The following is a 21,448-nucleotide window of genomic DNA, read 5'->3' as shown; positions in this document are numbered from 1 at the left end:
GGAATAAGATTTGGAGGTGTTGAGGTTGCCTGAAGTAGCTGAATTACGAGTTCAACCCCAAGATTTATTGGCAGAACAATCTGTCCTAGGCTCAATCTTTATCTCGCCTGATAAGCTGATTACAGTGAGAGAATTTATCAGTCCAAACGATTTTTATAAGTACGCTCATAAAATTATCTTTCGGGCAATGATTACCCTCAGCGATCGTAACGATGCCATTGATGCAACAACTGTTAGAACAATTTTAGATAATCAAGGAGACTTGCAAAACATTGGCGGTTTGTCCTATATTGTTGAATTAGTCAATAGTGTTCCAACAAGTGCCAATGCTGACTATTATGCTAAAATTGTTGCTGAAAAGGCGATGTTGCGTGATATCATTGCTAGATTGACAGATACTGTCAACTTGGCGTATGAAGGGGCTTCTGATTCAGAAGACATTATTGCTGGTGCAGAAAGAGCATTAATTGAAATTAATGAGCACAGTAACCGTAGCGGTTTTCGTAAAATTTCAGATGTGCTAAAAGTTAACTATGAAAATTTGGAAGCTCGTTCGAAGCAGACTTCTGATGTCACTGGTTTACCAACGGGCTTTAGAGATCTTGACAAAATTACAACAGGTTTACACCCTGATCAACTCATTATCCTAGCCGCTCGTCCAGCAGTAGGTAAAACGGCTTTTGTCCTTAACATTGCCCAAAATGTAGGCACGAAGCAAAAGAGGGCTGTTGCTATTTTTTCTTTGGAGATGGGAGCAGAGAGTCTTGTTGACCGTATGTTGGCAGCTGAGGGAATGGTTGATTCGCATAGCTTACGGACAGGTCAATTGACAGATCAAGATTGGAATAACGTCACCATTGCTCAAGGAGCTTTGGCAGAAGCACCGATTTATATTGATGACACGCCAGGTATTAAAATCACTGAAATTCGGGCAAGGTCACGAAAATTGTCCCAAGAAGTTGATGGCGGTTTAGGACTGATTGTAATTGACTACTTACAGTTGATTACAGGAACCAAACCAGAAAATCGGCAACAAGAAGTGTCAGATATTTCAAGACAGCTTAAAATCCTAGCTAAGGAATTAAAAGTGCCAGTTATTGCCCTTAGTCAGCTTTCCCGTGGTGTTGAACAAAGACAGGATAAGCGACCGGTTCTATCAGATATTCGGGAATCGGGATCTATTGAGCAAGATGCGGATATTGTGGCCTTCTTATACCGTGATGACTATTATCGGAAAGAGGGCGAAGAAGCTGAAGAAGCTATTGAAGACAATACCATTGAAGTAATTCTTGAGAAAAACAGGGCAGGAGCGCGTGGAACAGTGAAACTCATGTTTCAAAAAGAGTATAATAAATTTTCAACCATAGCCCAATTTGAGGAAAGATAAGAAAGAGAGAAAAAAATGAGTGATGCATTTGCAGATGTTGCAAAAATGAAGAAAATTAAAGAAGATATCAAAGCCCACGAAGGGCAACTAGTAGAGTTAACGCTTGAAAATGGTCGTAAACGTGAGAAAAATAAGATTGGCCGATTGATTGAAGTTTACAGTTCGTTATTTATTATTGAATATAATGATAGTTCAGATGTCCCAGGAGCAATCAATAATTCCTACGTTGAATCTTATACTTACTCAGATATTTTAACTGAAAAGACATTGATTCGTTATTTAGATTGATTTTTGCCTCATAGAGGCTTTTTCTTTACAGAAAATTGACAGTACTGTTAACGATAACAAGATATTTTGTCTCTACTCTTCTCTATTTTGACAAATGTCCTGTAAAAGAGAGCACTTTTGAGATAGACTAAGCGTGAAAAGGAGGTCTCATTATGGACAAACAAACGATTTTAGCCCTAAAACTGAAAGATTACCGCGACAAGAATGGCTTGACGCAAGCGCAATTAGCAGAGCAACTTGAGGTATCTGATAAAACCATATCGAAATGGGAAAATAGTGAAACTTATCCGAGTAAGCGGAATATGTTGGCAATTTCGGAGAAACTACATTTTTCTTTGGAAGCTCTAATGATTGAGGAAACTCAAGTTAAAACAGATTATAGAAAGTTATCTTTTAAATATACTTTCTACGCTTATCTTGCAATCTTTTTTGTTTCTATGTTGATATTGAGTAGTAGATATGCAGCCAATTCACTTGGAGATTATAATATAGAAGAACGATTAAGAGCAGTGCTTGACATGAGCTTACGCAGTAATTGTTATGCTATTCCTGCAGCTATTTGTATTGGCCTTGTATTTTACTATTACATTTTTCCAAAACAGAATGTTGAAGATGCACGCCAAACGCATGAAGAAACTTTTGTTTTCAGAAAACTAGATTCATAATGACAAAATCAATCAAAGTAGTACACTATAGATGAGGTGACTACGATGATTGATTTTATTATTTCTATTGATGATTGCGCAGTTGAATTGGATAGTCGTCAATCTTGGAAAATTCGCTACCCCTTATCAACCATTCTATTTCTTGTCTTCGTTTGTCAGTTAGCTGGCATTGAAACCTGGAAGGAGATGGAAGATTTTATTGAAATGAATGAACCATTGTTTGCGACTTACGTTGATTTGAGTGAAGGTTGTCCGTCTCATGATACCTTAGAGCGTGTGATTAGTCTTGTTAATTCAGACCGTTTAAAAGAGCTTAAAGTTCAATTTGAGCAATCATTGACAAGCTTAGATGCCGTTCATCAACTGATTTCAGTGGACGGTAAAACGATTCGAGGCAATCGAGGTAACAATCAGAAGCCTGTTCATATTGTAACGGCTTATGATGGGGGTCATCATCTTAGTTTGGGACAGGTAGCGGTTGAGGAGAAAAGTAATGAAATTATTGCCATTCCTCAGTTATTGCGGACAATTGATATCCGTAAAAGCATTGTAACGATAGACGCAATGGGCACGCAGACGGCTATCGTTGATACGATTATAAAAGGTAAAGCAGACTATTGCTTAGCCGTCAAAGGAAATCAAGAAACACTTTATGATGATATTGCTCTTTATTTTAGTGATGTCAACTTATTGGAAGAACTCCAAGAAAATGGACAGTATTATCAGACTGTTGAAAAATCTAGGGGACAGATTGAAGTTAGAGAATACTGGGTGTCTTCCGAGATCAAATGGTTGTGTCAAAATCATCCCAAATGGCATAAGTTACGTGGTATTGGGATGACTCGTAACACGATTGATAAGGACGGTCAGCTGAGTCAAGAGAATCGTTATTTTATCTTTAGCTTTAAGCCGGATGTCCTCACATTTGCCAATTGTGTACGAGGTCATTGGCAGATAGAGAGTATGCACTGGTTATTGGACGTTGTTTATCATGAAGATCATCATCAGACATTGGATAAAAGAGCCGCATTTAACCTAAATCTTATCCGAAAAATGTGCTTATATTTTCTCAAAGTGATGGTATTTCCTAAAAAAGACCTCAGTTATCGTCGCAAACAACGGTATATTTCTGTCCATTTGGAAGATTATTTAGTCCAATTATTTGGAGAAAGAGGCTAAGCAGATCATTGATTTAAAAAGGAATCTTTTCAAAATTGATGTCCGGGCACAAAAGGATGAAGAGAAAGTTTTCATGCGTACGGCGTGGTTGAAGATGAGTAATAGCTTTACAAAGCTTCTTATCTATGGTATACTATTCTTTGTGTGAAATAACAGCAGAAAAATATGAAGCTCGTCAACAGGTGGTTATCTATTCAAGTAACCTTTGCTGTTTAGGCGAAAACCCCCTGCACGAATCAGGATTTTTCAAACAGTTATTTCCTCAAAAAATTTAGAGGAGGACATGTAATATGTCACGTTATACTGGTCCATCATGGAAACAATCACGTCGCCTTGGTTTGTCACTTACAGGCACAGGTAAAGAATTGGCACGTCGTAACTACGTTCCAGGTCAACACGGTCCAAACAACCGTAGCAAACTTTCAGAGTATGGTTTGCAACTTGCTGAGAAACAAAAACTTCGTTTCTCATATGGTTTAGGTGAGAAACAATTCCGTAACTTGTTCGTACAAGCTACAAAAATCAAAGAAGGAACTCTTGGTTTCAACTTTATGGTTCTTTTAGAGCGTCGTCTTGACAATGTTGTATACCGTTTAGGTCTTGCAACTACTCGTCGTCAAGCACGTCAATTCGTTAACCACGGACACATCCTTGTTGATGGTAAACGTGTTGATATCCCTTCATACCGCGTTGAAGCTGGTCAAGTGATTTCAGTTCGTGAAAAATCAATGAAAGTTCCTGCAATCCTTGAAGCTGTTGAAGCTACTCTTGGACGTCCAGCTTTCGTATCTTTCGATGCTGAAAAACTTGAAGGTTCACTAACTCGCCTTCCAGAGCGCGATGAAATCAACCCAGAGATCAACGAAGCACTTGTCGTTGAGTTCTACAACAAAATGCTTTAATTTTAAGATATATCTTACAGAAAGCCTACAACCGTGGGCTTTTTGCTTTGTCTTAAATCGTTGATTTCTGGGTTTGCTCCCCTTTTTGCTCCCCCTAGAGGGCTTTTAGTGCTGTTTCGTAAAACGAGACGGCTTTTTTTGCGTTCTCTTTTGAGAGATGGCTATAAATATCCATGGTCATGGATAGAGTGGAATGACCTAAGCGGTATTGTAATTCCTTGTAAGGTATTCCAGAGTTAAGCAGTAAACTAGCGTGGGTATGGCGGAAACCATGAAAGCCAATGTTAGGAACTCCAGCACGTTTAAACCGAGTTTTTAGACGTGTACCCAGGGTTTTGTTACTTGGGTAATCATGGATAAAGTCAGAGAATACAACTGTTTCAGTTCCCCCTAACTTCCAAGCCTCTTGAATTTGTCTAAGCTGGTAGGCTTTCAGCATGGTAATAGTTGCCTGGTCTATATCTATGTCCCGATAGCTTGCTTTTGATTTTGGGCTATTGATTTGCCCTAGATGGTTTAGTGTCTTGGTAATGCTAATGGTTGCATTCTTCAGGTCAATATCAGACCAGCTTAGCGCTAGGGCTTCATTGATACGGCAACCAGTGGCTAGCAAGAACTTGTATAGGGTGGCTTCATACAGATTTCTGTATTTGGCCAGGTCCAACCCTCCCAGGTAGTCGAGAAACTTTTTTAGATCTTGATTTTCAAAATGCTTTACCTTTTTTCTCTTAGCCTTTTGAGTGTTACGAGGTAAGACGACATCACGCGCAGGGTTAGAAGATATTGCTTGCATGGTCACGCCATACTGTAAAATACGCTTATTAAGCGCGTGGATCTTATCATAATGCAGATAAGCCCCAGGCTCCCCCTTGTTGGTCTTTTCAGCCAGCTTGTTAACTATGCTTTGAATGAGTGGCGTAGTCAGCTTATCGAGCTTATAGACTCCAAAGAGTGGTAATACATGGTTATCAAGCAACTTCTTAACGTTATCTTGTGTGTTGGGGTTGACAGTATGCTTATAGTTTTCCCACCATAGGCTAGATAGTTCCTGATAACTTGCTATTGACGTAGCTTGAAACCTGGTGAAGCCGTCTTGCTGGAAGGCTATTTTTTCTTGTTTAGCTTTCTGCTTAACCTCCTTTTGTGTCCGACCTGTTACTTTGGTCTTTACCTTCTTACCTGTTACCTGGTCAACTCCCAGATATACACTAGCGCGGTACACAGTAGCACCGTTTTTCTTTTTAACTTCAATAATTTTCATGATTATAAACCTTTCCATCAGCAGGCAAGCTGTTATTAAAAGGGTTTTAGTAAAGATTTATTAGCTAGATTATAGCATATCTAGGGCATTATGACCATACGGAGGGCGCTATCCCTTAAAACTAGAGCTTAAAAGTATTAGTGTTGGTATCGGCATTAGTGAAAACTAAACCACACTAAGAAAATCACCCCTGGCGATCTATTGTTTTGGTCAAGGGCCTACACGACCACAAGCTCAACTTGGTAAGTCCTTAGCGGTAATCGCTGGCAGTAGTTTGGCCAAAAAGAAATGTACAAGAAACACGTATAGTAATTAACCATTAAATTAAGTCTTTAATTCAGGAATAAGCCACCATTGGCCAATACAAAGAAAAAAAGTACAAGAAGGAAAAAATTATGAAGCAGGAAGTATTAGAAATCAAAGATTATTTAGTTGAAAATAACTTCTCTCAGGGCGTAATTAATCTATTTGAGGATTATTTTGTCAATAAGGCTATCACTAAAGAGGAAATGGACGATATTTTGAAACAAGACAATGCTAGAGATATTATCAATAGTTACCAACTTAGAGGTGCGCAGGCATGACAACAAATGAATTTAGTATTTTAACAGATTATGAAGGCCTATTAGGTCAGCTAGGAGATATTTTAAAGGTTTCTGAGTTAGCAAGCATGGAAGATGACAGAGATAGTATTATCTCGCTATTAAACACTTCTAACTTAGCTTTACAACAATTACTAGCTAATCACAGAACTATTATTGGTGAATACAGAGAGGTACTTAAGTTATGATCCAAGAACTAAATCTAACACCAACACAAGCTATTATTTCAATCATACTACTTCTTCTATTATCTGCTCTCCTTAGCCATTTTAAGAGCCATACAGTCATAGACATAAAAGAAGATACAAATATACCAATAAGACCCGTGAGCACTCGCTACGGTGCTTATATTCAATCACAAGGAAAATACTATAACTAAGGAGGAGATATATGACAGAACTTGAAGAAAGAATTTTAAGGCTTATTCCAGTGGGTGCTAACAATCCACGCGCAGGGAAGTATATTGCGGAATTGTTAGGCCTGGACATCAGGACATTGAGGGAGAACATTCACCGTCTTATTGTCCGCCATGGGGTCCCTATTGTGGCCAAACGTGGTTTAGTTAGTGGCTACTATATCCCAGCTAATGACACCGAGCGCCTGGAAGGTATCCGAGAACTAAAGGCCCAATATGACACTGAAGGCAAGCGCCTGGACGTGCTGATTAAGGCGAACCTGGAAAGCTATAAGAAATTACTGAAAGGGGCTGATATGAATGTTTAGCCTAAGTAAAGAAAGTGAACAGTATCTAACCCAGGGAGTACTGGAGTTGGTAGGAAGTTACCTGGAGACGCGTGAGCAAACTCCGCCAAGACTATTAGGGCTAATCACAGCACAGCAGGTTAAAGATGAACTAGGCATAAAGGATAAGACCTTGAAACGTTGGGAAGATAATGGGCTAAGACGTTACCAGCCCCCACTAGAAGACACTAGGAAAATCTTTTACAGGGTCAGTGATATTCTTGTATTTTTGGGGGTGGAAAATGGCAAGGTATAGCGTACACCCCGCACAAGGTGGCGGGAAGTACCATGATGAAAAATTTTACAAAGACCGCAGGCCGACCCTGGACCAGATAAAGGAACAACAAAGGATTAAAAAGCTGAAGAAGAAACGTAGAAAGGGGCGATAATGTGGTAATTTACGAGGCTAGAGGCTTTCAAAGTAACCTTGTCTATCTGTTTGATAAAATGGAGCCATTCCAGTATATTGAGCGCTTTAAGCCCCTAGTAGTCCCTGAAGGTGCTGACATGGAGGAATACAAAAGAACCCAGGCGCCTTATTGTTTGAGTGGAAAAATCACAGCAGAGAAAACAGGGAGCTACAAGCGGAATAATACTAGCCTGGTATATCGTGATTTGATTTTCCTTGATTATGATGAGATTAAGGGACCAGCCCAGGGCTTTATAGAGGCTGTTTCTAGCGCCTTGGTTGGCTTTTCCTATATCTTGTACCCAACAATCAAGCACACCCCAGAAAGCCCTCGTTTTAGGCTTGTGGTAAAGCCTGGGGATGTGATGAATGAGGAAACCTATAAGCAGGTAGTCAAGGAGATAGCGGACAAGATAGGGCTACCTTTTGACATGGCTAGCTTAACCTGGTCACAACTCCAGGGCTTACCAGTCACAACAGGAGACCCAGCAGACTATCAAAAAATCGTAGAGCATGGCCTAGATTATCCAGTACCAAAATCAAACCAAAACCGAACAAGTGGCCAGGGAGTAAAACCGCAGACGTACACAGCACGGCCAAGCGGTCAGCGGTCTATCACTATGAGGGTCATAGATACGCTTTTTAATGGCTTTGGAGACGAGGGAGGGCGGAATGTGGCACTCACGCGCTTTGTGGGGTTACTCTTTAATAAGTGGGTCGATTGTGATATAGAAACAGCTTACGAATTAACAAAGATCGCTAACAGCGTGACAGCTAACCCCTTACCAGAGAGGGAGCTAGATAGGACTTTTGAAAGTATAGCAAGAGCAGAATTTAGAAAGCGAGGATAGAACCATAGAAAAGGAAGAATTGAAAAAACTGGAAAGTGAAATCTTAGAGGCGCGTGAAAATGAGCAACCGCCCAGGACAATGAAGGAATTGGAAAACCGTATCTTTCAAGCTGGGGAACAATGGCGGGAAGAACACACGGAAACCAAAATAAATGAAAGTACAGGGGACGTTACCGAAAAGGTGGCCATGCCCCAGGTTTTCACAGTTGCCAAAATGCTAAGCGAAATTGTCAACTTTACTTTTATCAGTAAAAGCAACGTACCTGATTATAGCCTACTCTATATCTATGATTTAGATGAGGGAATATATACGGCTAGTAATGACCTATTTAACCGATTTTGCAAGACTTTTGACGTGAGGATTAAGCCCAGGGAATGGCCCCAGATTAAGCTAATGGTTAGGACATTGACAAGGATAAAGAAACCGCTGGAGAGCGCCTACTTTATTCCAGTACAGAATGGCATTATTGACTTAAGGACTAAAGATCTACTTCCTTTCAGCCCTAAATATGTGATTACAAGCAAAATCAGCACAGCTTATCACGCGCCTAAACGGGTCCCAACCGATAGGGAGGGGAAGACATTTGACGATTGGTTAAACTCAATCGCTTGCAATGATAGTGAGCTGGTAACCTTGTTTTGGCAGATTATCCTGGAGGCTATCAACCCAAACCATACACGGAATAAGTTTGCTATCTTTTACGGGGACGGTAACAACGGAAAAGGGACGTTTCAGCGGTTCCTTATCAATCTGATAGGAGAAAGTAACGTATCAGCATTGAAGCCCGCACAGTTTGCTGAAAAGCATAACCTGGAAACGCTAGTAGGTAAAGTTTGCAACATTGGAGACGAGGCACCTAATGAATATTTAAAAAATCCGTCTGACCTAATGAGTATTACCAGTGGGGACACCGTGCTAGTCAATCCAAAGGGGCGCCCAGCTTTTGAAGCGACCTTCAAACTCTTTAATATCTTTTCTGGTAACTATATCCCCAACGGTGGGAATAAGACAAAGGGCTGGTATAGGCGTATTATGATTGTCCCCTTTAATGCTGACTTTAACGGTGAGAAAGAAAAGCCCTGGATCAAAAATGATTTTTTGGCCAATAAAGAGGTATTAGAGTACGTCCTTTATAAAGCTATCAACCAGGAGCCGTTTACTCATTTTATCGAACCGCAGGCAGTCAAAGGCTTGCTAGAGGAGTACCAGGAAGATAATGATTACTTGTTATCATGGGTTAAAAATGAGTACATGGAAAAAGGTTGGCATGAGCTAGAAGTTGTCCCCGTTTTTATTGTGACAAGGTCATTGAAACATTATGCTGAAGATATGGGAATACCTAAGCCAAACGTTTACGGTGCTGGTAAGGAAACAATCAGACATTTACAACAACTAACACCGAATAAGTACCAACTCAAAAGGGCAAGGGTAAAGCTAGAAGATTATGACAAGTTAGACCCTTTAGAGTTTGAACGGAAAAAACTAGGAAACGTTAACCACTCAATTACTAAAAAAGAATAATGTTGACCTTCTTTTGAAGCAGAAAACCCCTGATATTACTGATTTTTTAAGAAATTTGTTGACCTTCTTGTTGACCTTGTTTTTGAAAAGGTAAACATCTAAAATCCTTGATATAGCTAGTTTTATCGCTATCTTGTTGACCTTGTTACCTTCTTTTTAACTCTCTATATAGGAAAAAAGTAAGTAATTTATATATAAGGGTAAGGAGTTGGAAAGAAGGTCAACAAGGTAACAAATCCCCGTAAACCTTGATACATAAATGGTTAAGCGTGTTACCTAGAAGGTCAACAAAAGTAACAACAAGGTCAACAAAACACAAAACTTTACATAAATTATCTTAAAATAGAAATAGGAGACAAACACCATGACACTAAAAACATTTTCAGACACAGCACAAACATTTACTTTTACTTATGACTTTGAAGACATTGACACCGCCAGAGTGGCAAGTAATGCAGTCTTTGGTTATATGTTTGGGACTTATCACGCGCCAGTAATTGAGGCAACGATTAAGGGCAAAGGTCAGCTAATGCTGGAGTATGCAGAAGATAAGGAACTAAGTAAGATCTTCAAGAGGATTTGTGACGGGTTCAAAGACTATTATAACAATCCACAGGCAGAAACCGTAGAAAGTAAGTATAAGCTGGAGCGCGTGGAACAACTCAAACAGTCAGAAGGCTTTGATAGCTTGCTAGATAAGGTGGTAGCCTATGAGCTGGAACTTATGGACTATGCGGAGCGCTTGCTTTCTGATAATCCTATTCCTATGGATTTTATGACAGCATACGGCACACTAGAGCTGGTAGGAACTGAAGGGATCGAGCTATTGAAGTCATTAGATGAAGATGATGAATATAGCGGACTTGCTGATTATAAAGCAGATACTGAATAGCTGGAATGCTGATGAGAGGCTCCGCCTCTTTTTGCTGTTTCTAGGACTTAAGCCAATAGTTTTGGGTTTTTACAGTATAGGGGTTTTTTAAAATGAAAGTATTGTATATAGAGACATTCACCAAAGCCATGAAAAAGAAAGGGATAACCCAGGGGAAGGGTGAATTAGACGATTATCCCTTGACGATTGATTTGGATAACCTTTTTATTGTTATGGGTAGAGATATTTTTGAATTGGCCAGAATACCAGGAACAAAAGGCGGTTACAGGTATTTCTTTCTTTGCCCAGATTGTGGTAGGCGTTGCAGGAAACTATATAAGCGGTATCTATATTTTAGTTGTGGAACGTGTCAACAGATCCATAAGCAGACACTAAACCGCAGTAAGACAGATTGCCAATATTATTGGGAATGTGCATTAAGAGAGGCTAGGAAGGTAGAGTCAGGTTGGACCCCTAAGCATGGCAGGTACATGTTTGATAGTTTTCCAAGTCGCCCTAAAAGAATGAGACACACCAGGTACTGGAAACATTACCGTAGGTTTATGAAGTACTTGGATAAAGGTAACAGTTTATGGTTAAGGTAGAAAAAGTATGGATTGAATATGAGTGTAAGAAGGTTACGAATTTCTGAGAATTATTTACCAAACGAACACGGTAAGGAGGTGCTATATGGAACGCGATAGCCGAGGTAGGTTTTTACCAGGGAACCAGATAGCAAAAGGGAATAGAGGCAACAGGAAACCTAAGTATGGGAATACGAACGCTTTAAAACATGGTTTACGTCAGCGCTATACAGGGCTGTTACTAAGCCGAACGGGTGGCTTATCTATTTACAAAGGAGGTCTATATATTGGGACATTACCTAGTAAGTACTTTCAGACCCTGGAAAATGGGGAGCTGTTTATAGATTACACAGCTTGTCAGTATCTCATACTTGTTTGTGGCTTTCCTGATGATATGTTTGGACCGCCTGAACAAATGGTAGCTAGGTAATAAAATCGGAGTTTTCGGAGTCCTTAAAGGGTGAAATCGGCACTTTCGGCACCCCTAAAAGAAGTTTCCTAACATTTCTAACACCCTAAAGGAAGATTTCGGACATTTCGGACATCCTAAAAGCACTAAGACTTTACTGAGGTGGCGAGTGATTGAACAGAGAGCGAACAGCAAGCGACTTTGTAAAAACATGATATTAGGATTAGTAACAAAATACTAGTTGATACAGTAAAATGCAGTAGGATAAAGTAAGGGTTATGATTAGTTCCCTCTTTTTTAGAACGGGGGTAGGATTGGCCAAGGGGGATCAACGCCGACCTTTTTGCGTACAATTTTCCCTTTTAAAAGTTTTGATAATGTAAAGGCTTTGGGAAGGTTATGCGGGTCTAAAAATAGATGATCACGCGCTATCTTGGAAAAATCGCCAATATTGGAAGATAGAAACGAAGGTAAGCAAGATAACTTAACAAAAGTATCAAAATGAGAAGATAACCGAATATAAGCGCGTGCTTTTTGATACAATAGTATCAGCAAGATATCAGGGAACTAAAAAAGCACCTTGGAGCGGTGCTAGTTTCTTGCCTGCTGAACTCATAACTTAGGGCTATTGAAAGGCCCTTTTTTTGCTCCCCTTTTGGCGAACTTTGGGGGAGTATTTAACAATGTCTAATTATAAGTTGTTTGGTTAGAAAGCCTATCATATTAGGGTTTAGGGAGTGTAAAGAGCGTGTAAAGCTAAGTAATCTTAACTGTACAACAAAATGCTTTAATTTTAAGATTAAACTTACAAAAAGCCTACAACAGTGGGCTTTTTTTGTATCTCGTAACAAGTTTACTCTAATCTATGGTTTATAAAAAAGTCATCAGTCTTACTGATGACTTCAGACTGAAGACAAAGTCCTTAGAATCACTTTTCTAGGGGCTTTTCATGATATTTAGGAGTATAATATAAGAAAAAGGACTTGTGAGGTTCTCCTATGTTACACAAAGAAAAACCTGATTATAACCGCAATCAGTACGGTTTCTATACCCTTGACCAGTTAGTGCCTGATGAACATTTCCTGCGCCAAGTGGAAGCTGTGATTGACTTCGACTTCATCTATGACCTAGTAGAAGACACCTATTCGTCTGATAATGGTCGCCCTAGCCTTGATCCTGTCATATTGGTTAAAATCCCTCTGATTCAGTGCTTTTATGGCATTCGTTCCATGCGTCAGACCATCAAGGATATTGAAGTGAATACTGCCTATCGCTGGTTTTTAGGTTTGACTTTGGATGACAAGGTGCCACATGTCACAACCTATGGCAAAAATTATTCCCGTCGCTTTCAAGAAAAAGGCTTGATTGAGTCCATTTTTACGCATATTCTTGGGCTATGTATCAATACAGACCTGATTGACCCGACGGAGATTTTCATAGATGGGACTCATATTAAGGCTGCGGCTAATACTCGCAAGTTCATCAACCGAGAGGTGGAAAAACAAGCCAAGTTCATGAGTGAACAGCTAGAAATCGAAATCAATCGGGATAGGGAGAAGCATGGAAAAAAAAGCCGCTAGGGCCCGCCAAAGAGCTAGAGCCCGTCACTAAGAAAATCTCCACAACCGATCCAGAAAGTGGCTGGTTTCACAAAGGGGATCATAAGGAAGTCTTCGCTTATTCTGCTCAGGTGGCTTGTGACAAGTATGGATGGGCGCTTGCTTATAGTGTTGAGGCTGGCAATATCCATGATAGTCAGGCTTTTCCTGCACTTTTTGCCAAGCTTGAACCCTTGAAACCACAGTTTATTATTGCGGATTCCGGCTATAACATTCCTAGCATTGCCAAGTTTCTGATTGATAAGGAGATCACTCCTGTCCTTCCTTACACACGACCAAGAGGAAAGAAAGACCTTCTACGTCCGAAAGAATTGATTTATGATGAGCACTTTGATTGTGTCATCTGCCCTGAACATCAAGCCTTGACCTACCGCACTACGACCAGAGAAGGCTACCGAGAATACAAAAGTGACCCTGCAATTTGTGCCAATTGTCCCCTGTTATCTGTATGTACGACCAGTAAGAACCACCAAAAAGTTGTCACACGGCATATTTGGAAAGACTATTTGGAACAGTGCGAGGACATTCGTCATCAAAGGGGGATGAAGGAGCTCTACCAGCATCGGAAAGAGACGATTGAACGACTGTTTGGCACAGCCAAGGAATACCACAATCTCTGCTATACGAGAGAGAAAGGCAAGTCCAAAATGGAAGATAAGGTTGGACTGACTTTGGCATGCTTAAATCTCAAAAAACTGGTCAAAAGGATGGCGGGAGAGCCTTTTTATTTTGTTCAGATGAGGTGGTTTAAGCACGGAAACAGCCATTTTTATCTTCAATCTGAAGTCATCAGTCTTACTGATGACTTGTAACAATAACACTTGCGTAAGGGGGACTATTTAGGTACTCGTAAGCATTTTGAGAACGAATTGTGTCATTTCTTGAGGTGATTCTTTTTTACCTTTTGCAATCCAACTTTGACAGACACCAAAAAAGGCATGCGCTAAGTAGATACTTCGGTATTCTTTTTCTGTTTGAGATAATTCTTCAGTACTGAATTTATCTTGTAAATCAGTGGTTATCAGAAGGCGAACTTTATTGATGATGAAGGTTTGTATTTCTTTGGTGCCGTTAGCAGATAAAAGGGAAGAGAGAAGCTGTTCTTTTTGGAGAAATTCAAAGACTTCAAGGAAGGCCTGTTCTTTATTTCGGTATTCTTTTTCAAAAATGTATTCTAACTTATGGAAAAAGGTTTGCTGGTAATAGTCAATCATTTCATATTTATCTTTATAGTGAGTGTAAAAACTCGATCGGCTAATACCAGCCATTTTAGCAAGTTTAATGGTTGTAATGTCATCAAAACTTTCGGTTTTTAATAGGGTAACCATTGCTTTTAGAATGGCTTGCCTTGTGTTTTCTTTTCGATTGACCATTATCAGAATCTCCTTTTGAACACTTTTAGACATAATGTCCAAAAACGATGTCTTTTATCTTGTAAATTTTGATTTTACTTGTATAATATATTCTATCATAATTTTTGAACAGTATGTCCATTTTAGGAGAAAAAATGTTAAAAGAACTTAAAGCACTTATTAAAAATCCCAAATTAATCATTACAATGATTGGTGTGGCACTGGTTCCCGCCTTATATAATTTATCGTTTTTAGGATCAATGTGGGATCCTTATGGTCGTGTCAATGACCTTCCCATTGCTGTTGTTAATCAAGATAAGCCTGCAAAGATGGCTGATGAATCATTAACAATCGGTGATGATATGGTGGACAAGATGTCTAAAAACAAAGAGTTAGACTATCATTTTGTATCTTCAAAAAGCGCTCAAAAAGGTCTTAAAAAAGGTGATTATTATATGGTCATTACTTTACCCGAAGATCTTTCTCAGCGAGCAACAACCTTATTAAATCCTAAACCCCAAAAACTAACTATCCGTTACCAAACTAGTAAAGGACATGGAATGGTTGCTGCTAAGATGGGTGAAACAGCGATGACAAAACTGAAAGAGTCTGTTTCGCAAAACATTACGAAGATTTACACCTCAGCAGTTTTTAGCAGTATGACGGAGCTCCAATCAGGATTAAAAGAAGCCTCAACTGGAAGTCAAGCACTGGCTTCAGGAGCGAAGACCGCTCAGGCGGGGAGTCAAACACTTTCGACGAACTTAGCAGCCTTAACGGATGCTAGCCAACAGTTTCAACAAGGTACTGGTCGATTGACATCAGGTTTGACTACCTATACAGATGGTGTCAACCAAGTCAAGAATGGATTAGGAACATTATCAACGGACATCCCCAATTATCTGAACGGGGTTTCTAGGTTATCCCAGGGAGCTTTTCAGCTTAATCAGGGTCTTTCACAGTTGACACAAGCAACAACACTTTCTGACGAGAAAGCTAAGGGAATTCAATCCTTAATTGTAGGGCTACCAGTCCTAAATCAAGGCATTCAGCAACTAAATACAGAGCTATCAACAATGGAAACCCCTAACCTTAATGCTGATGAGTTAGGTAATAGCTTAGGAGCTATCGCTCAAGCTGCCAAACAAGTCATTGCTGAAGAGACTGCCGCTCAGAATGAAGAACTATCGGCTCTCCAAGCTACTAGCGTTTACCAATCATTAACTGCTGAACAACAAGGAGAGTTAGCTGCGGCCCTCAGTCAATCTGATAAAAGTCAAACCGTATCTGCAGCTCAAACTATTTTAAGTTCTGTTCAAACACTGTCAACAGGTTTACGAACTCTGTCCCAAGGAAATAACTTAGCTCAATTAGACCAGCTTAAATCAGCTGTTTCCCAGATTGCGAGTCAGTCTAACCAGGCTTTACCTGGAGCGAGTTCTGCATTATCTGAGTTGTCAATGGGGTTATCAAAGGTAAATGGTAGTTTAAATCAACAAGTTCTACCAGGAAGTAATCAATTGACAACAGGATTAGCACAATTAAACGGGTATAATACTGCCATTGGTTCTGGGGTAACAAAACTCTCAGAAGGAGCGACAGCTCTATCAACAAAATCAGGAGAATTATTGAATGGCAGCCAACAACTATCAGAAGGTGCAGGTAAACTAGCCGATGGTAGTTTCCAATTGAGTCAAGGTGGCAATCAATTAACAAGTGGGTTGACAGACTTGTCAACAGGCTTGTCAACCTTAAACGGTTCTTTGGCTAAAGCCTCTCAACAGTTATCACTTGTTTCCGTACAAGATAAAAACGCTAGAGCAGTTTCAAAACCAGTTTTATTAAACGAAAAAGATAGAGATGATGTCAAGACAAATGGGATTGGTATGGCACCTTATATGATTGCCGTTTCTCTAATGGTTGTGGCCTTGTCAACCAATGTTATCTTTGCTAATTCTTTATCTGGTCGTCCAGTTAAGAATAAGTGGGATTGGGCCAAACAAAAATTGGTGATTAATGGGTTCATTTCAACTGTGGGTTCTATTATTCTTTACTTAGCTATTCAGCTATTGGGATTTGAAGCACATTATGGCATGAAAACCTTAGGTTTTATCATATTAAGCGGTTGGACGTTGATGGCACTTGTCACAGCCCTAGTTGGGTGGGATGATCGCTATGGTTCCTTTGCTTCTTTAGTTATGCTATTGCTTCAAGTTGGTTCTTCGGGTGGATCCTATCCCATTGAGTTAAGTGGGGCATTTTTCCAAACGTTACATCCTTTCTTGCCAATGACTTATGTGGTGTCTGGTTTGCGGCAAACTATTTCATTGGATGGCAATATTGGACTTGAAATCAAAGTGTTAACAGGCTTTCTATTAGCCTTTATGGTGTTAGCGCTGCTCATTTATCGACCTAAGAAAACTGTTTAAGGTTGAGTAAATAAGACAAAAAAACAGCATCTCAAATCATTATGTTAGATGCTGTTTTTTGTCTTATTGTTACAAGTGGTTGACAGTACTTTTTAAAGTCAATGGTTATTTTACAAGTGAGGGGCTATTTTAGAATAATATCTCCCTTGTTGAGTTCAACTGTCAAGCTTCCAGTAGCTTTCTCAGTGTTAGCAGTGTAAGTAATGTTATCTGAAGTTGTTCCTTTATCAATTTTCGCAGGAGTAAGCAGTGGTCCAAGTGAGATTTTACCATCTTCGGTTTTTGCCTTATAGTCGGTCGTCTTTGGATCGGTCAAAGTTATGTCAACAGCAACATCACCACCACTAATAGTATTAGTGCCTTTAAGGGTAAGAGCATGAGCAGTGAATATAGCACCATTATCATTGGTTTCCTCGCTTTCTTGCTCACTAGTAACAGTGAAAGTCACATTTTCAAGGCTTGTTTCTTCGGCTTCAACTCCACCAGGAGATAGAGATTGGATGGTGACAGATTTAAGATTAGTATTTTTTGTGGTTAATTGTCCATGCCCTAAGCTAATCGTCCCATTTTCTAAACTAGAATTCGTAAGGCTTGACAACGAATAGTCGGCTTTCAACTCAAGATTGGCTAACAAGCTATCAGTAGCGTCAAATGTTCCAAAAACCTTCCCTTTCTTTATTCTAGTATTTAGCAGTGTCAGACCACCACTGAATTCAAGGTCTTGAATCGTTAAATCCGATATAGTGGCTTGAGGCATGCTTGAGCCTGTGAACTCTTTAAGACTGGTACCTTTTGGAAGCGTTATGGTAGTGGTTCGGTAGTTGTGGTTTCGGTCACTTTTATTTAATCCAAACCCGATCAGTTCAATACCTCCGGTGATGATGACATCTCTGGGTTTTTCAGAAATATGAAGTGTCTCGTTCTCTATTTTTATTTCTAAAGGATCAATAAATTTAGGATGTGTGTAATAGGTTACTGTTGTTTTTTTGACAGGCCCTGTTTCTACTGTAATAGTTGAAAAATTGGTATCAATATCAAGAGCTGTTACGTGATCAACTGTTTGGATAACCTTTTTAGGGGCTGTTTGGTGTTTAATGTCTTGAAGCCCGCCAGTTGCATAACCAGCTCCTAAAAGAATGGCTCCTAAAACAATATACACGACACTGGTCATAAAACATTTGCGTGAGATATTTTTCATGCTTGAGCTCCTTTCTTTTGACTAATCCATTTAATAAAGGCAACGAAGGCACGTCCTGAAAAACGCAGGAGTGCAGTGGCAATAATCCAAATGAGAATACCACCACCAAAGCTCAGCAAGGCGCTACCAATTCCCATAGCCTGAGCAGGAAGAGATGAACCAAGTAAAGTCAAACTTTCAAAGAGGGTGATTCCTGCAACAAGTACCCCTACAAGGCCAAAAACATAGGCAGCAACGATGGCTGTTATTCCAGCCATGAGGCAAGCAATAATAAAGAGAATTAAAGCCAATAAAACCGGTAAAGCGATAGGCGCAGCAAAGAGTGCTAAAATAGCTAGCCCGACGATAGTTGCTCGCTTTTCAGGTGTTTTTTCAGGACTTGCCATGTGTTTTCCTAGAACAGTTGCGATGATTTCACTAGCGGCCTCTTTGGGGCTTCCTAAATCCTCGATAACTTGATTTTCTTTATCAGGACCAGCTTCATCAAAATATTCAATGTAATAATCCATAGCTTCATGGTAGTCTTCCCTAGGTAATTTTCGCAAGTATTTATCTAGTTCCGCTAGATATTCAGTCCTTGTCATGTCTCAAACTCCCTTCAATAATCCTATCTATGGCAAATGTATACTTTTGCCATTCTTTTTTTAGAAATAGTAGCTGTACTTCTCCAGAAGAAGTGATAGCATAATATTTGCGTTTACGTCCTTGATGCTCTTGACTGTAAGTTGTCAAAAAACCTGCCTTTTCCAATTTTTTAAGAATAGGATAGAGAGTTGATTCTTTGATATTGGCGACCAATTTAATGGTTTGACTAATGTCATAGCCGTAAGAATCATTTTTTTCGACAATGGCTAAAATCAAAAATTCAATCAAGGTAGCCGATACTGGAAAATACATTTTGGGCTCCTCTCATGTATAAAATTTTTATATATAATTATTTTACACATTTAGTATAAGCTTACTTTTTTGATATGTCAATTTTTTATATATAAAAAATTTATATATAAGATATCACTAATTAGGAGTAATCAGTTGACCAAAAAGTGAAGATTAGTTATGATGAAGATAAAGCTATCGGAAAGGATAATGAGGATGACGCTATGGAAGAGTTATTAAAACACTATCAAGCAAAACCACTAGGGGAAGAAAAGCGGTACGCTGTATTTTTACCTCTTGTTGCCGTTAATGATGAATGGCATGTCTTATATGAAGTGCGAAGTCAACATATTTCTCAACCCGGAGAAGTAGCCTTCCCGGGAGGTAGAGTCGAAGGTCATGAAAGCCTCCAAGAGGCTGCTATTAGAGAAACAATGGAAGAATTAAATGTCGACTCCTCTCAGATTCAGCTTTGGGGAGAAATTGATTATTTAGTGCAGTCATCTAGAACCATTCACTGTTTCGTTGGACAACTATTAACTGATGACTGGAAGAGTATAGAGGCTAATGAAGAGGTTGACAGGTTGTTTACGGTCCCTTTACAACAATTACTTGCTACCGAGCCAGTTTTTTATCATCTTGAAGCTAGTCCTCTCAAAACTTCAGATTTTCCTTTTGATCGTATTCGTCATGGGAAAGATTACCAATTTAGCCAGCAGTACCGTAGTATTCCATTTTATGAAAATCTGGAAGAAACCATTTGGGGAATGACTGCTCAGTTTACCCACTGTTTTATTGAGATTTTAAAAAAATCAACGCAGGCAATTACCAAAAAGTAAAATAAGGTTATTCAGGATAACTTGCTTGTTTGGGGAGGATAGTGTAAACTAAGAAAAATGATGATAGATTGAGGAAAATAAATGACTTCAGAAAAGAAGAGCTGTCGATGCAAGGGCAACTGTTGTTCCAAAAACAAAAAACAGGTAATGATTATTTCAGATCACTGTTTTAAAATTTTAGGAACAGGTGATGCTGAGTGTAAAGCTTTGGAAACTAACTTGCTTGAAGCTTGTAAAGCACTTCATCTGTTGGTATCTATTGCTTATGTTAGAGAGGCTGAAACCATTGCTCTATATGGAAATCCAGCTTCCCCAGCTCTTTTACTGGATGATGAATTGGTTTCTTCAGGACAGGTTCTTTCAGTTGAAGAGATAAAAGAAATCATCTTAGTGAATGTTTAAGATTACTAAAAAACAGCAAAAAAACAGATGGAATAAGTATTCTATCTGTTTTTTTTTGACTGTCAAGTAGTTGTCAATTCAACTCATTTGTATTTTTCTTCGAGTTGACTCATCCAAAGGCCTAGCCATATCCCTAAAACAAAGAGAATAATAGCCATTACCCAAGTTCCTAAACCAGCGCCTACATATGAAATAGATTCACTACTATTACTATTTGGAATTAAAATCAAAATCGTACTTGATAAAACAATGCCGATAATAAAGTGATAGACCCGTGAATGGTGGTGTGTCAAGGCGAAATCCATAGCTTTTGAAAAGGCGAGGATGGCCAAAATGCCGCCAATAGTAATAGGTAAGAATGTTCCTATTAAATCAAGTGATTTGAAGCCAGTTAGCATAGGAGAATACAAACCTAAAATTAATAACAGGTTGGATGGGCTAAGCCCAGGAACTAAAACGCCCAAGGCAATCAAGACTCCTGCTAAGATGAACGTTAGAAAATTAGCTGGTAGAGTGCCAACAAGGTCATTTAGAAAATAGAGTCCAAGCCCAGACACGACAAAAGTAGCCACTAACCAGATGATATCGACCTGATCACGCTTTGAGTGTTTGGTTGATTCAGAAACAAGACTTGGAATTGTCCCAACAATGGCACCGGCAAAGCCCCAAAGTACCACAACTTGATAGTGTTTTAATAGAAATTCAACAGGATAGGAAAAAAGAGCAATTCCTAGAACACCCCCAATAGCAACCGGTAGGAAAAAAAGGACATTTTCCATAAAATGATCGCGAATATGAGCTAAGAACGAAATCATACGTTCGTAAATACCAAGAATTGCTGCTAAAACTCCCCCTGATACCCCAGGTAAAATAAACCCAAGCGCAATAATCATCCCCTTAAAGACGCGAGAAATAAACGAAACCATAACTGCCTCCTAAAAATAGTTATCTTATTGTATCATATTTTTAACAGAGCAGCGGAGTGAAAACTGTAAGCCTATAAAAAGGGATTTTAAAAATAGAAGTTAGCTTCTCTTACTTTTAGTTATTTTGCTAAAACCA

At 39.3% G+C, this 21,448-nt stretch carries 24 protein-coding genes and 1 pseudogene; 19 read left to right on the top strand and 6 right to left on the bottom strand.

The genetic code is table 11. The annotated features are described in order from the left end of the window. Positions 1-25 precede the first annotated feature (25 nt). The 5 genes from dnaB to rpsD all read left to right on the top strand — a co-directional run bounded on the left by dnaB (position 26) and on the right by rpsD (position 4,421). Positions 26-1,387 (top strand): replicative DNA helicase, encoded by a 1,362-nt coding sequence (gene dnaB, locus FQT67_RS10540; RefSeq protein WP_003055105.1) that lies wholly within the window; start codon positions 26-28, stop codon positions 1,385-1,387. A 15-nt stretch (positions 1,388-1,402) separates the two neighbouring features. Continuing rightward, the gene (locus FQT67_RS10535; protein ID WP_003055136.1) at positions 1,403-1,675 is read left to right on the top strand and encodes a Veg family protein; all 273 of its coding nucleotides are present in this window, start codon (positions 1,403-1,405) and stop codon (positions 1,673-1,675) included. Positions 1,676-1,827: 152 nt separating this feature from the next. Then, complete coding sequence (locus FQT67_RS10530) at positions 1,828-2,340, top strand: helix-turn-helix transcriptional regulator (protein WP_046177457.1); 513 nt, start codon at positions 1,828-1,830, stop codon at positions 2,338-2,340. A gap of 45 nt (positions 2,341-2,385) precedes the next feature. Continuing rightward, entirely contained in the window at positions 2,386-3,519 is a 1,134-nt protein-coding gene (locus tag FQT67_RS10525) for an ISAs1-like element IS1548 family transposase (protein ID WP_046177456.1), read from the top strand. Positions 3,520-3,809: 290 nt separating this feature from the next. Then, entirely contained in the window at positions 3,810-4,421 is a 612-nt protein-coding gene (gene rpsD, locus FQT67_RS10520) for a 30S ribosomal protein S4 (RefSeq protein ID WP_003053152.1), read from the top strand. A gap of 94 nt (positions 4,422-4,515) precedes the next feature. Here the strand turns inward: rpsD and FQT67_RS10515 are convergent, their stop codons facing one another. After that, positions 4,516-5,682 carry a site-specific integrase gene (locus tag FQT67_RS10515; protein ID WP_046177455.1) on the bottom strand — a complete coding sequence of 389 codons (1,167 nt, stop codon included), beginning with the start codon at positions 5,680-5,682 and terminating at the stop codon, positions 4,516-4,518. 395 nt (positions 5,683-6,077) lie between these two features. Between FQT67_RS10515 and FQT67_RS10510 the strand changes: the two genes are divergently transcribed. From FQT67_RS10510 to FQT67_RS10460, 11 genes and pseudogenes are all read left to right on the top strand, one after another. Beyond that, complete coding sequence (locus FQT67_RS10510; RefSeq protein WP_046177454.1) at positions 6,078-6,266, top strand: hypothetical protein; 189 nt, start codon at positions 6,078-6,080, stop codon at positions 6,264-6,266. Next, a complete protein-coding gene (locus FQT67_RS10505) occupies positions 6,263-6,472 on the top strand; it encodes a hypothetical protein (RefSeq protein WP_046177453.1) in 210 nt (69 codons plus the stop codon). Before FQT67_RS10510 ends, FQT67_RS10505 begins: the two co-directional genes overlap by 4 nt. Further along, positions 6,469-6,663: a hypothetical protein gene (locus FQT67_RS11020; protein WP_080937740.1), complete on the top strand. Its 195-nt coding sequence runs from the start codon at positions 6,469-6,471 to the stop codon at positions 6,661-6,663. Before FQT67_RS10505 ends, FQT67_RS11020 begins: the two co-directional genes overlap by 4 nt. A gap of 11 nt (positions 6,664-6,674) precedes the next feature. Beyond that, positions 6,675-7,007 (top strand): DNA-binding protein, encoded by a 333-nt coding sequence (locus FQT67_RS10495; RefSeq protein WP_046177452.1) that lies wholly within the window; start codon positions 6,675-6,677, stop codon positions 7,005-7,007. After that, a complete protein-coding gene (locus FQT67_RS10490) occupies positions 7,000-7,281 on the top strand; it encodes a hypothetical protein (protein ID WP_046177451.1) in 282 nt (93 codons plus the stop codon). Before FQT67_RS10495 ends, FQT67_RS10490 begins: the two co-directional genes overlap by 8 nt. Positions 7,282-7,415: 134 nt before the next feature. Further along, positions 7,416-8,285: a primase alpha helix C-terminal domain-containing protein gene (locus FQT67_RS10485; protein ID WP_046177450.1), complete on the top strand. Its 870-nt coding sequence runs from the start codon at positions 7,416-7,418 to the stop codon at positions 8,283-8,285. 19 nt (positions 8,286-8,304) lie between these two features. Continuing rightward, positions 8,305-9,807: a DNA primase family protein gene (locus tag FQT67_RS10480; protein WP_115257080.1), complete on the top strand. Its 1,503-nt coding sequence runs from the start codon at positions 8,305-8,307 to the stop codon at positions 9,805-9,807. Positions 9,808-10,171: 364 nt separating this feature from the next. Beyond that, positions 10,172-10,699 (top strand): hypothetical protein, encoded by a 528-nt coding sequence (locus tag FQT67_RS10475; protein WP_046177449.1) that lies wholly within the window; start codon positions 10,172-10,174, stop codon positions 10,697-10,699. A gap of 92 nt (positions 10,700-10,791) precedes the next feature. Continuing rightward, positions 10,792-11,283 (top strand): hypothetical protein, encoded by a 492-nt coding sequence (locus FQT67_RS11015; protein ID WP_046177448.1) that lies wholly within the window; start codon positions 10,792-10,794, stop codon positions 11,281-11,283. An 85-nt stretch (positions 11,284-11,368) separates the two neighbouring features. Continuing rightward, positions 11,369-11,692, top strand: coding sequence for a hypothetical protein (locus FQT67_RS10465; RefSeq protein ID WP_046177447.1), 324 nt, complete (start codon positions 11,369-11,371; stop codon positions 11,690-11,692). Positions 11,693-12,669: 977 nt separating this feature from the next. Then, positions 12,670-14,102 (top strand): annotated as a pseudogene (locus FQT67_RS10460) (IS1182 family transposase). Between the two features lie 27 nt (positions 14,103-14,129). Here the strand turns inward: FQT67_RS10460 and FQT67_RS10455 are convergent. Further along, positions 14,130-14,663, bottom strand: coding sequence for a TetR/AcrR family transcriptional regulator (locus FQT67_RS10455; RefSeq protein WP_046177157.1), 534 nt, complete (start codon positions 14,661-14,663; stop codon positions 14,130-14,132). A gap of 134 nt (positions 14,664-14,797) precedes the next feature. Here FQT67_RS10455 and FQT67_RS10450 point away from each other — a divergent pair, with 134 nt between their 5' ends. Further along, complete coding sequence (locus FQT67_RS10450; protein WP_046177156.1) at positions 14,798-17,071, top strand: YhgE/Pip domain-containing protein; 2,274 nt, start codon at positions 14,798-14,800, stop codon at positions 17,069-17,071. A gap of 124 nt (positions 17,072-17,195) precedes the next feature. Here the strand turns inward: FQT67_RS10450 and FQT67_RS10445 are convergent, their stop codons facing one another. The 3 genes from FQT67_RS10445 to FQT67_RS10435 are packed head-to-tail and all read right to left on the bottom strand — an operon-like array spanning position 17,196 to position 19,166. Further along, entirely contained in the window at positions 17,196-18,269 is a 1,074-nt protein-coding gene (locus tag FQT67_RS10445) for a DUF4097 family beta strand repeat-containing protein (protein WP_143936428.1), read from the bottom strand. Then, positions 18,266-18,853, bottom strand: coding sequence for a DUF1700 domain-containing protein (locus FQT67_RS10440; protein WP_003060115.1), 588 nt, complete (start codon positions 18,851-18,853; stop codon positions 18,266-18,268). The genes FQT67_RS10445 and FQT67_RS10440 overlap by 4 nt, the downstream gene beginning before the upstream one ends. Beyond that, on the bottom strand, positions 18,840-19,166 hold the full coding sequence (locus FQT67_RS10435) for a PadR family transcriptional regulator (RefSeq protein ID WP_003059571.1): 327 nt from the start codon (positions 19,164-19,166) through the stop codon (positions 18,840-18,842). The genes FQT67_RS10440 and FQT67_RS10435 overlap by 14 nt, the downstream gene beginning before the upstream one ends. Positions 19,167-19,369: 203 nt before the next feature. Here FQT67_RS10435 and FQT67_RS10430 point away from each other — a divergent pair, with 203 nt between their 5' ends. Together FQT67_RS10430 and FQT67_RS10425 are read left to right on the top strand one after the other, a co-directional pair. Beyond that, positions 19,370-19,984, top strand: coding sequence for a CoA pyrophosphatase (locus FQT67_RS10430; RefSeq protein WP_044565657.1), 615 nt, complete (start codon positions 19,370-19,372; stop codon positions 19,982-19,984). Positions 19,985-20,131: 147 nt separating this feature from the next. Beyond that, positions 20,132-20,386, top strand: a complete 255-nt coding sequence (locus tag FQT67_RS10425; RefSeq protein WP_236558961.1) for a thioredoxin family protein — start codon at positions 20,132-20,134, stop codon at positions 20,384-20,386. Positions 20,387-20,469: 83 nt separating this feature from the next. Here FQT67_RS10425 and FQT67_RS10420 read toward each other — a convergent pair whose 3' ends face one another. Then, positions 20,470-21,312, bottom strand: coding sequence for a DUF368 domain-containing protein (locus tag FQT67_RS10420; protein WP_015017505.1), 843 nt, complete (start codon positions 21,310-21,312; stop codon positions 20,470-20,472). Positions 21,313-21,448: the final 136 nt, after the last annotated feature.

It is taken from the genome of Streptococcus sp. NCTC 11567 (genome assembly GCF_902141215.1).
Taxonomy (GTDB): Bacteria; Bacillota; Bacilli; order Lactobacillales; family Streptococcaceae; genus Streptococcus; species Streptococcus dysgalactiae.
This window is presented reverse-complemented; position numbering and strand designations above follow the sequence as displayed.

Excerpts from the sequence above, each read along its gene's own strand:
- FQT67_RS10535 (WP_003055136.1), top strand. The coding sequence starts at position 1,403 with ATGAGTGATGCATTTGCAGATGTTGCAAAAATGAAGAAAATTAAAGAA.
- FQT67_RS10530 (WP_046177457.1), top strand. The coding sequence starts at position 1,828 with ATGGACAAACAAACGATTTTAGCCCTAAAACTGAAAGATTACCGCGAC.
- FQT67_RS10525 (WP_046177456.1), top strand. The coding sequence starts at position 2,386 with ATGATTGATTTTATTATTTCTATTGATGATTGCGCAGTTGAATTGGAT.
- rpsD (WP_003053152.1), top strand. The coding sequence starts at position 3,810 with ATGTCACGTTATACTGGTCCATCATGGAAACAATCACGTCGCCTTGGT.
- FQT67_RS10515 (WP_046177455.1), bottom strand. The coding sequence starts at position 5,682 with ATGAAAATTATTGAAGTTAAAAAGAAAAACGGTGCTACTGTGTACCGC.
- FQT67_RS10510 (WP_046177454.1), top strand. The coding sequence starts at position 6,078 with ATGAAGCAGGAAGTATTAGAAATCAAAGATTATTTAGTTGAAAATAAC.
- FQT67_RS10505 (WP_046177453.1), top strand. The coding sequence starts at position 6,263 with ATGACAACAAATGAATTTAGTATTTTAACAGATTATGAAGGCCTATTA.
- FQT67_RS11020 (WP_080937740.1), top strand. The coding sequence starts at position 6,469 with ATGATCCAAGAACTAAATCTAACACCAACACAAGCTATTATTTCAATC.
- FQT67_RS10495 (WP_046177452.1), top strand. The coding sequence starts at position 6,675 with ATGACAGAACTTGAAGAAAGAATTTTAAGGCTTATTCCAGTGGGTGCT.
- FQT67_RS10490 (WP_046177451.1), top strand. The coding sequence starts at position 7,000 with ATGTTTAGCCTAAGTAAAGAAAGTGAACAGTATCTAACCCAGGGAGTA.
- FQT67_RS10475 (WP_046177449.1), top strand. The coding sequence starts at position 10,172 with ATGACACTAAAAACATTTTCAGACACAGCACAAACATTTACTTTTACT.
- FQT67_RS11015 (WP_046177448.1), top strand. The coding sequence starts at position 10,792 with ATGAAAGTATTGTATATAGAGACATTCACCAAAGCCATGAAAAAGAAA.
- FQT67_RS10465 (WP_046177447.1), top strand. The coding sequence starts at position 11,369 with ATGGAACGCGATAGCCGAGGTAGGTTTTTACCAGGGAACCAGATAGCA.
- FQT67_RS10455 (WP_046177157.1), bottom strand. The coding sequence starts at position 14,663 with ATGGTCAATCGAAAAGAAAACACAAGGCAAGCCATTCTAAAAGCAATG.
- FQT67_RS10450 (WP_046177156.1), top strand. The coding sequence starts at position 14,798 with ATGTTAAAAGAACTTAAAGCACTTATTAAAAATCCCAAATTAATCATT.
- FQT67_RS10445 (WP_143936428.1), bottom strand. The coding sequence starts at position 18,269 with ATGAAAAATATCTCACGCAAATGTTTTATGACCAGTGTCGTGTATATT.
- FQT67_RS10440 (WP_003060115.1), bottom strand. The coding sequence starts at position 18,853 with ATGACAAGGACTGAATATCTAGCGGAACTAGATAAATACTTGCGAAAA.
- FQT67_RS10435 (WP_003059571.1), bottom strand. The coding sequence starts at position 19,166 with ATGTATTTTCCAGTATCGGCTACCTTGATTGAATTTTTGATTTTAGCC.
- FQT67_RS10430 (WP_044565657.1), top strand. The coding sequence starts at position 19,370 with ATGGAAGAGTTATTAAAACACTATCAAGCAAAACCACTAGGGGAAGAA.
- FQT67_RS10425 (WP_236558961.1), top strand. The coding sequence starts at position 20,132 with ATGATTATTTCAGATCACTGTTTTAAAATTTTAGGAACAGGTGATGCT.
- FQT67_RS10420 (WP_015017505.1), bottom strand. The coding sequence starts at position 21,312 with ATGGTTTCGTTTATTTCTCGCGTCTTTAAGGGGATGATTATTGCGCTT.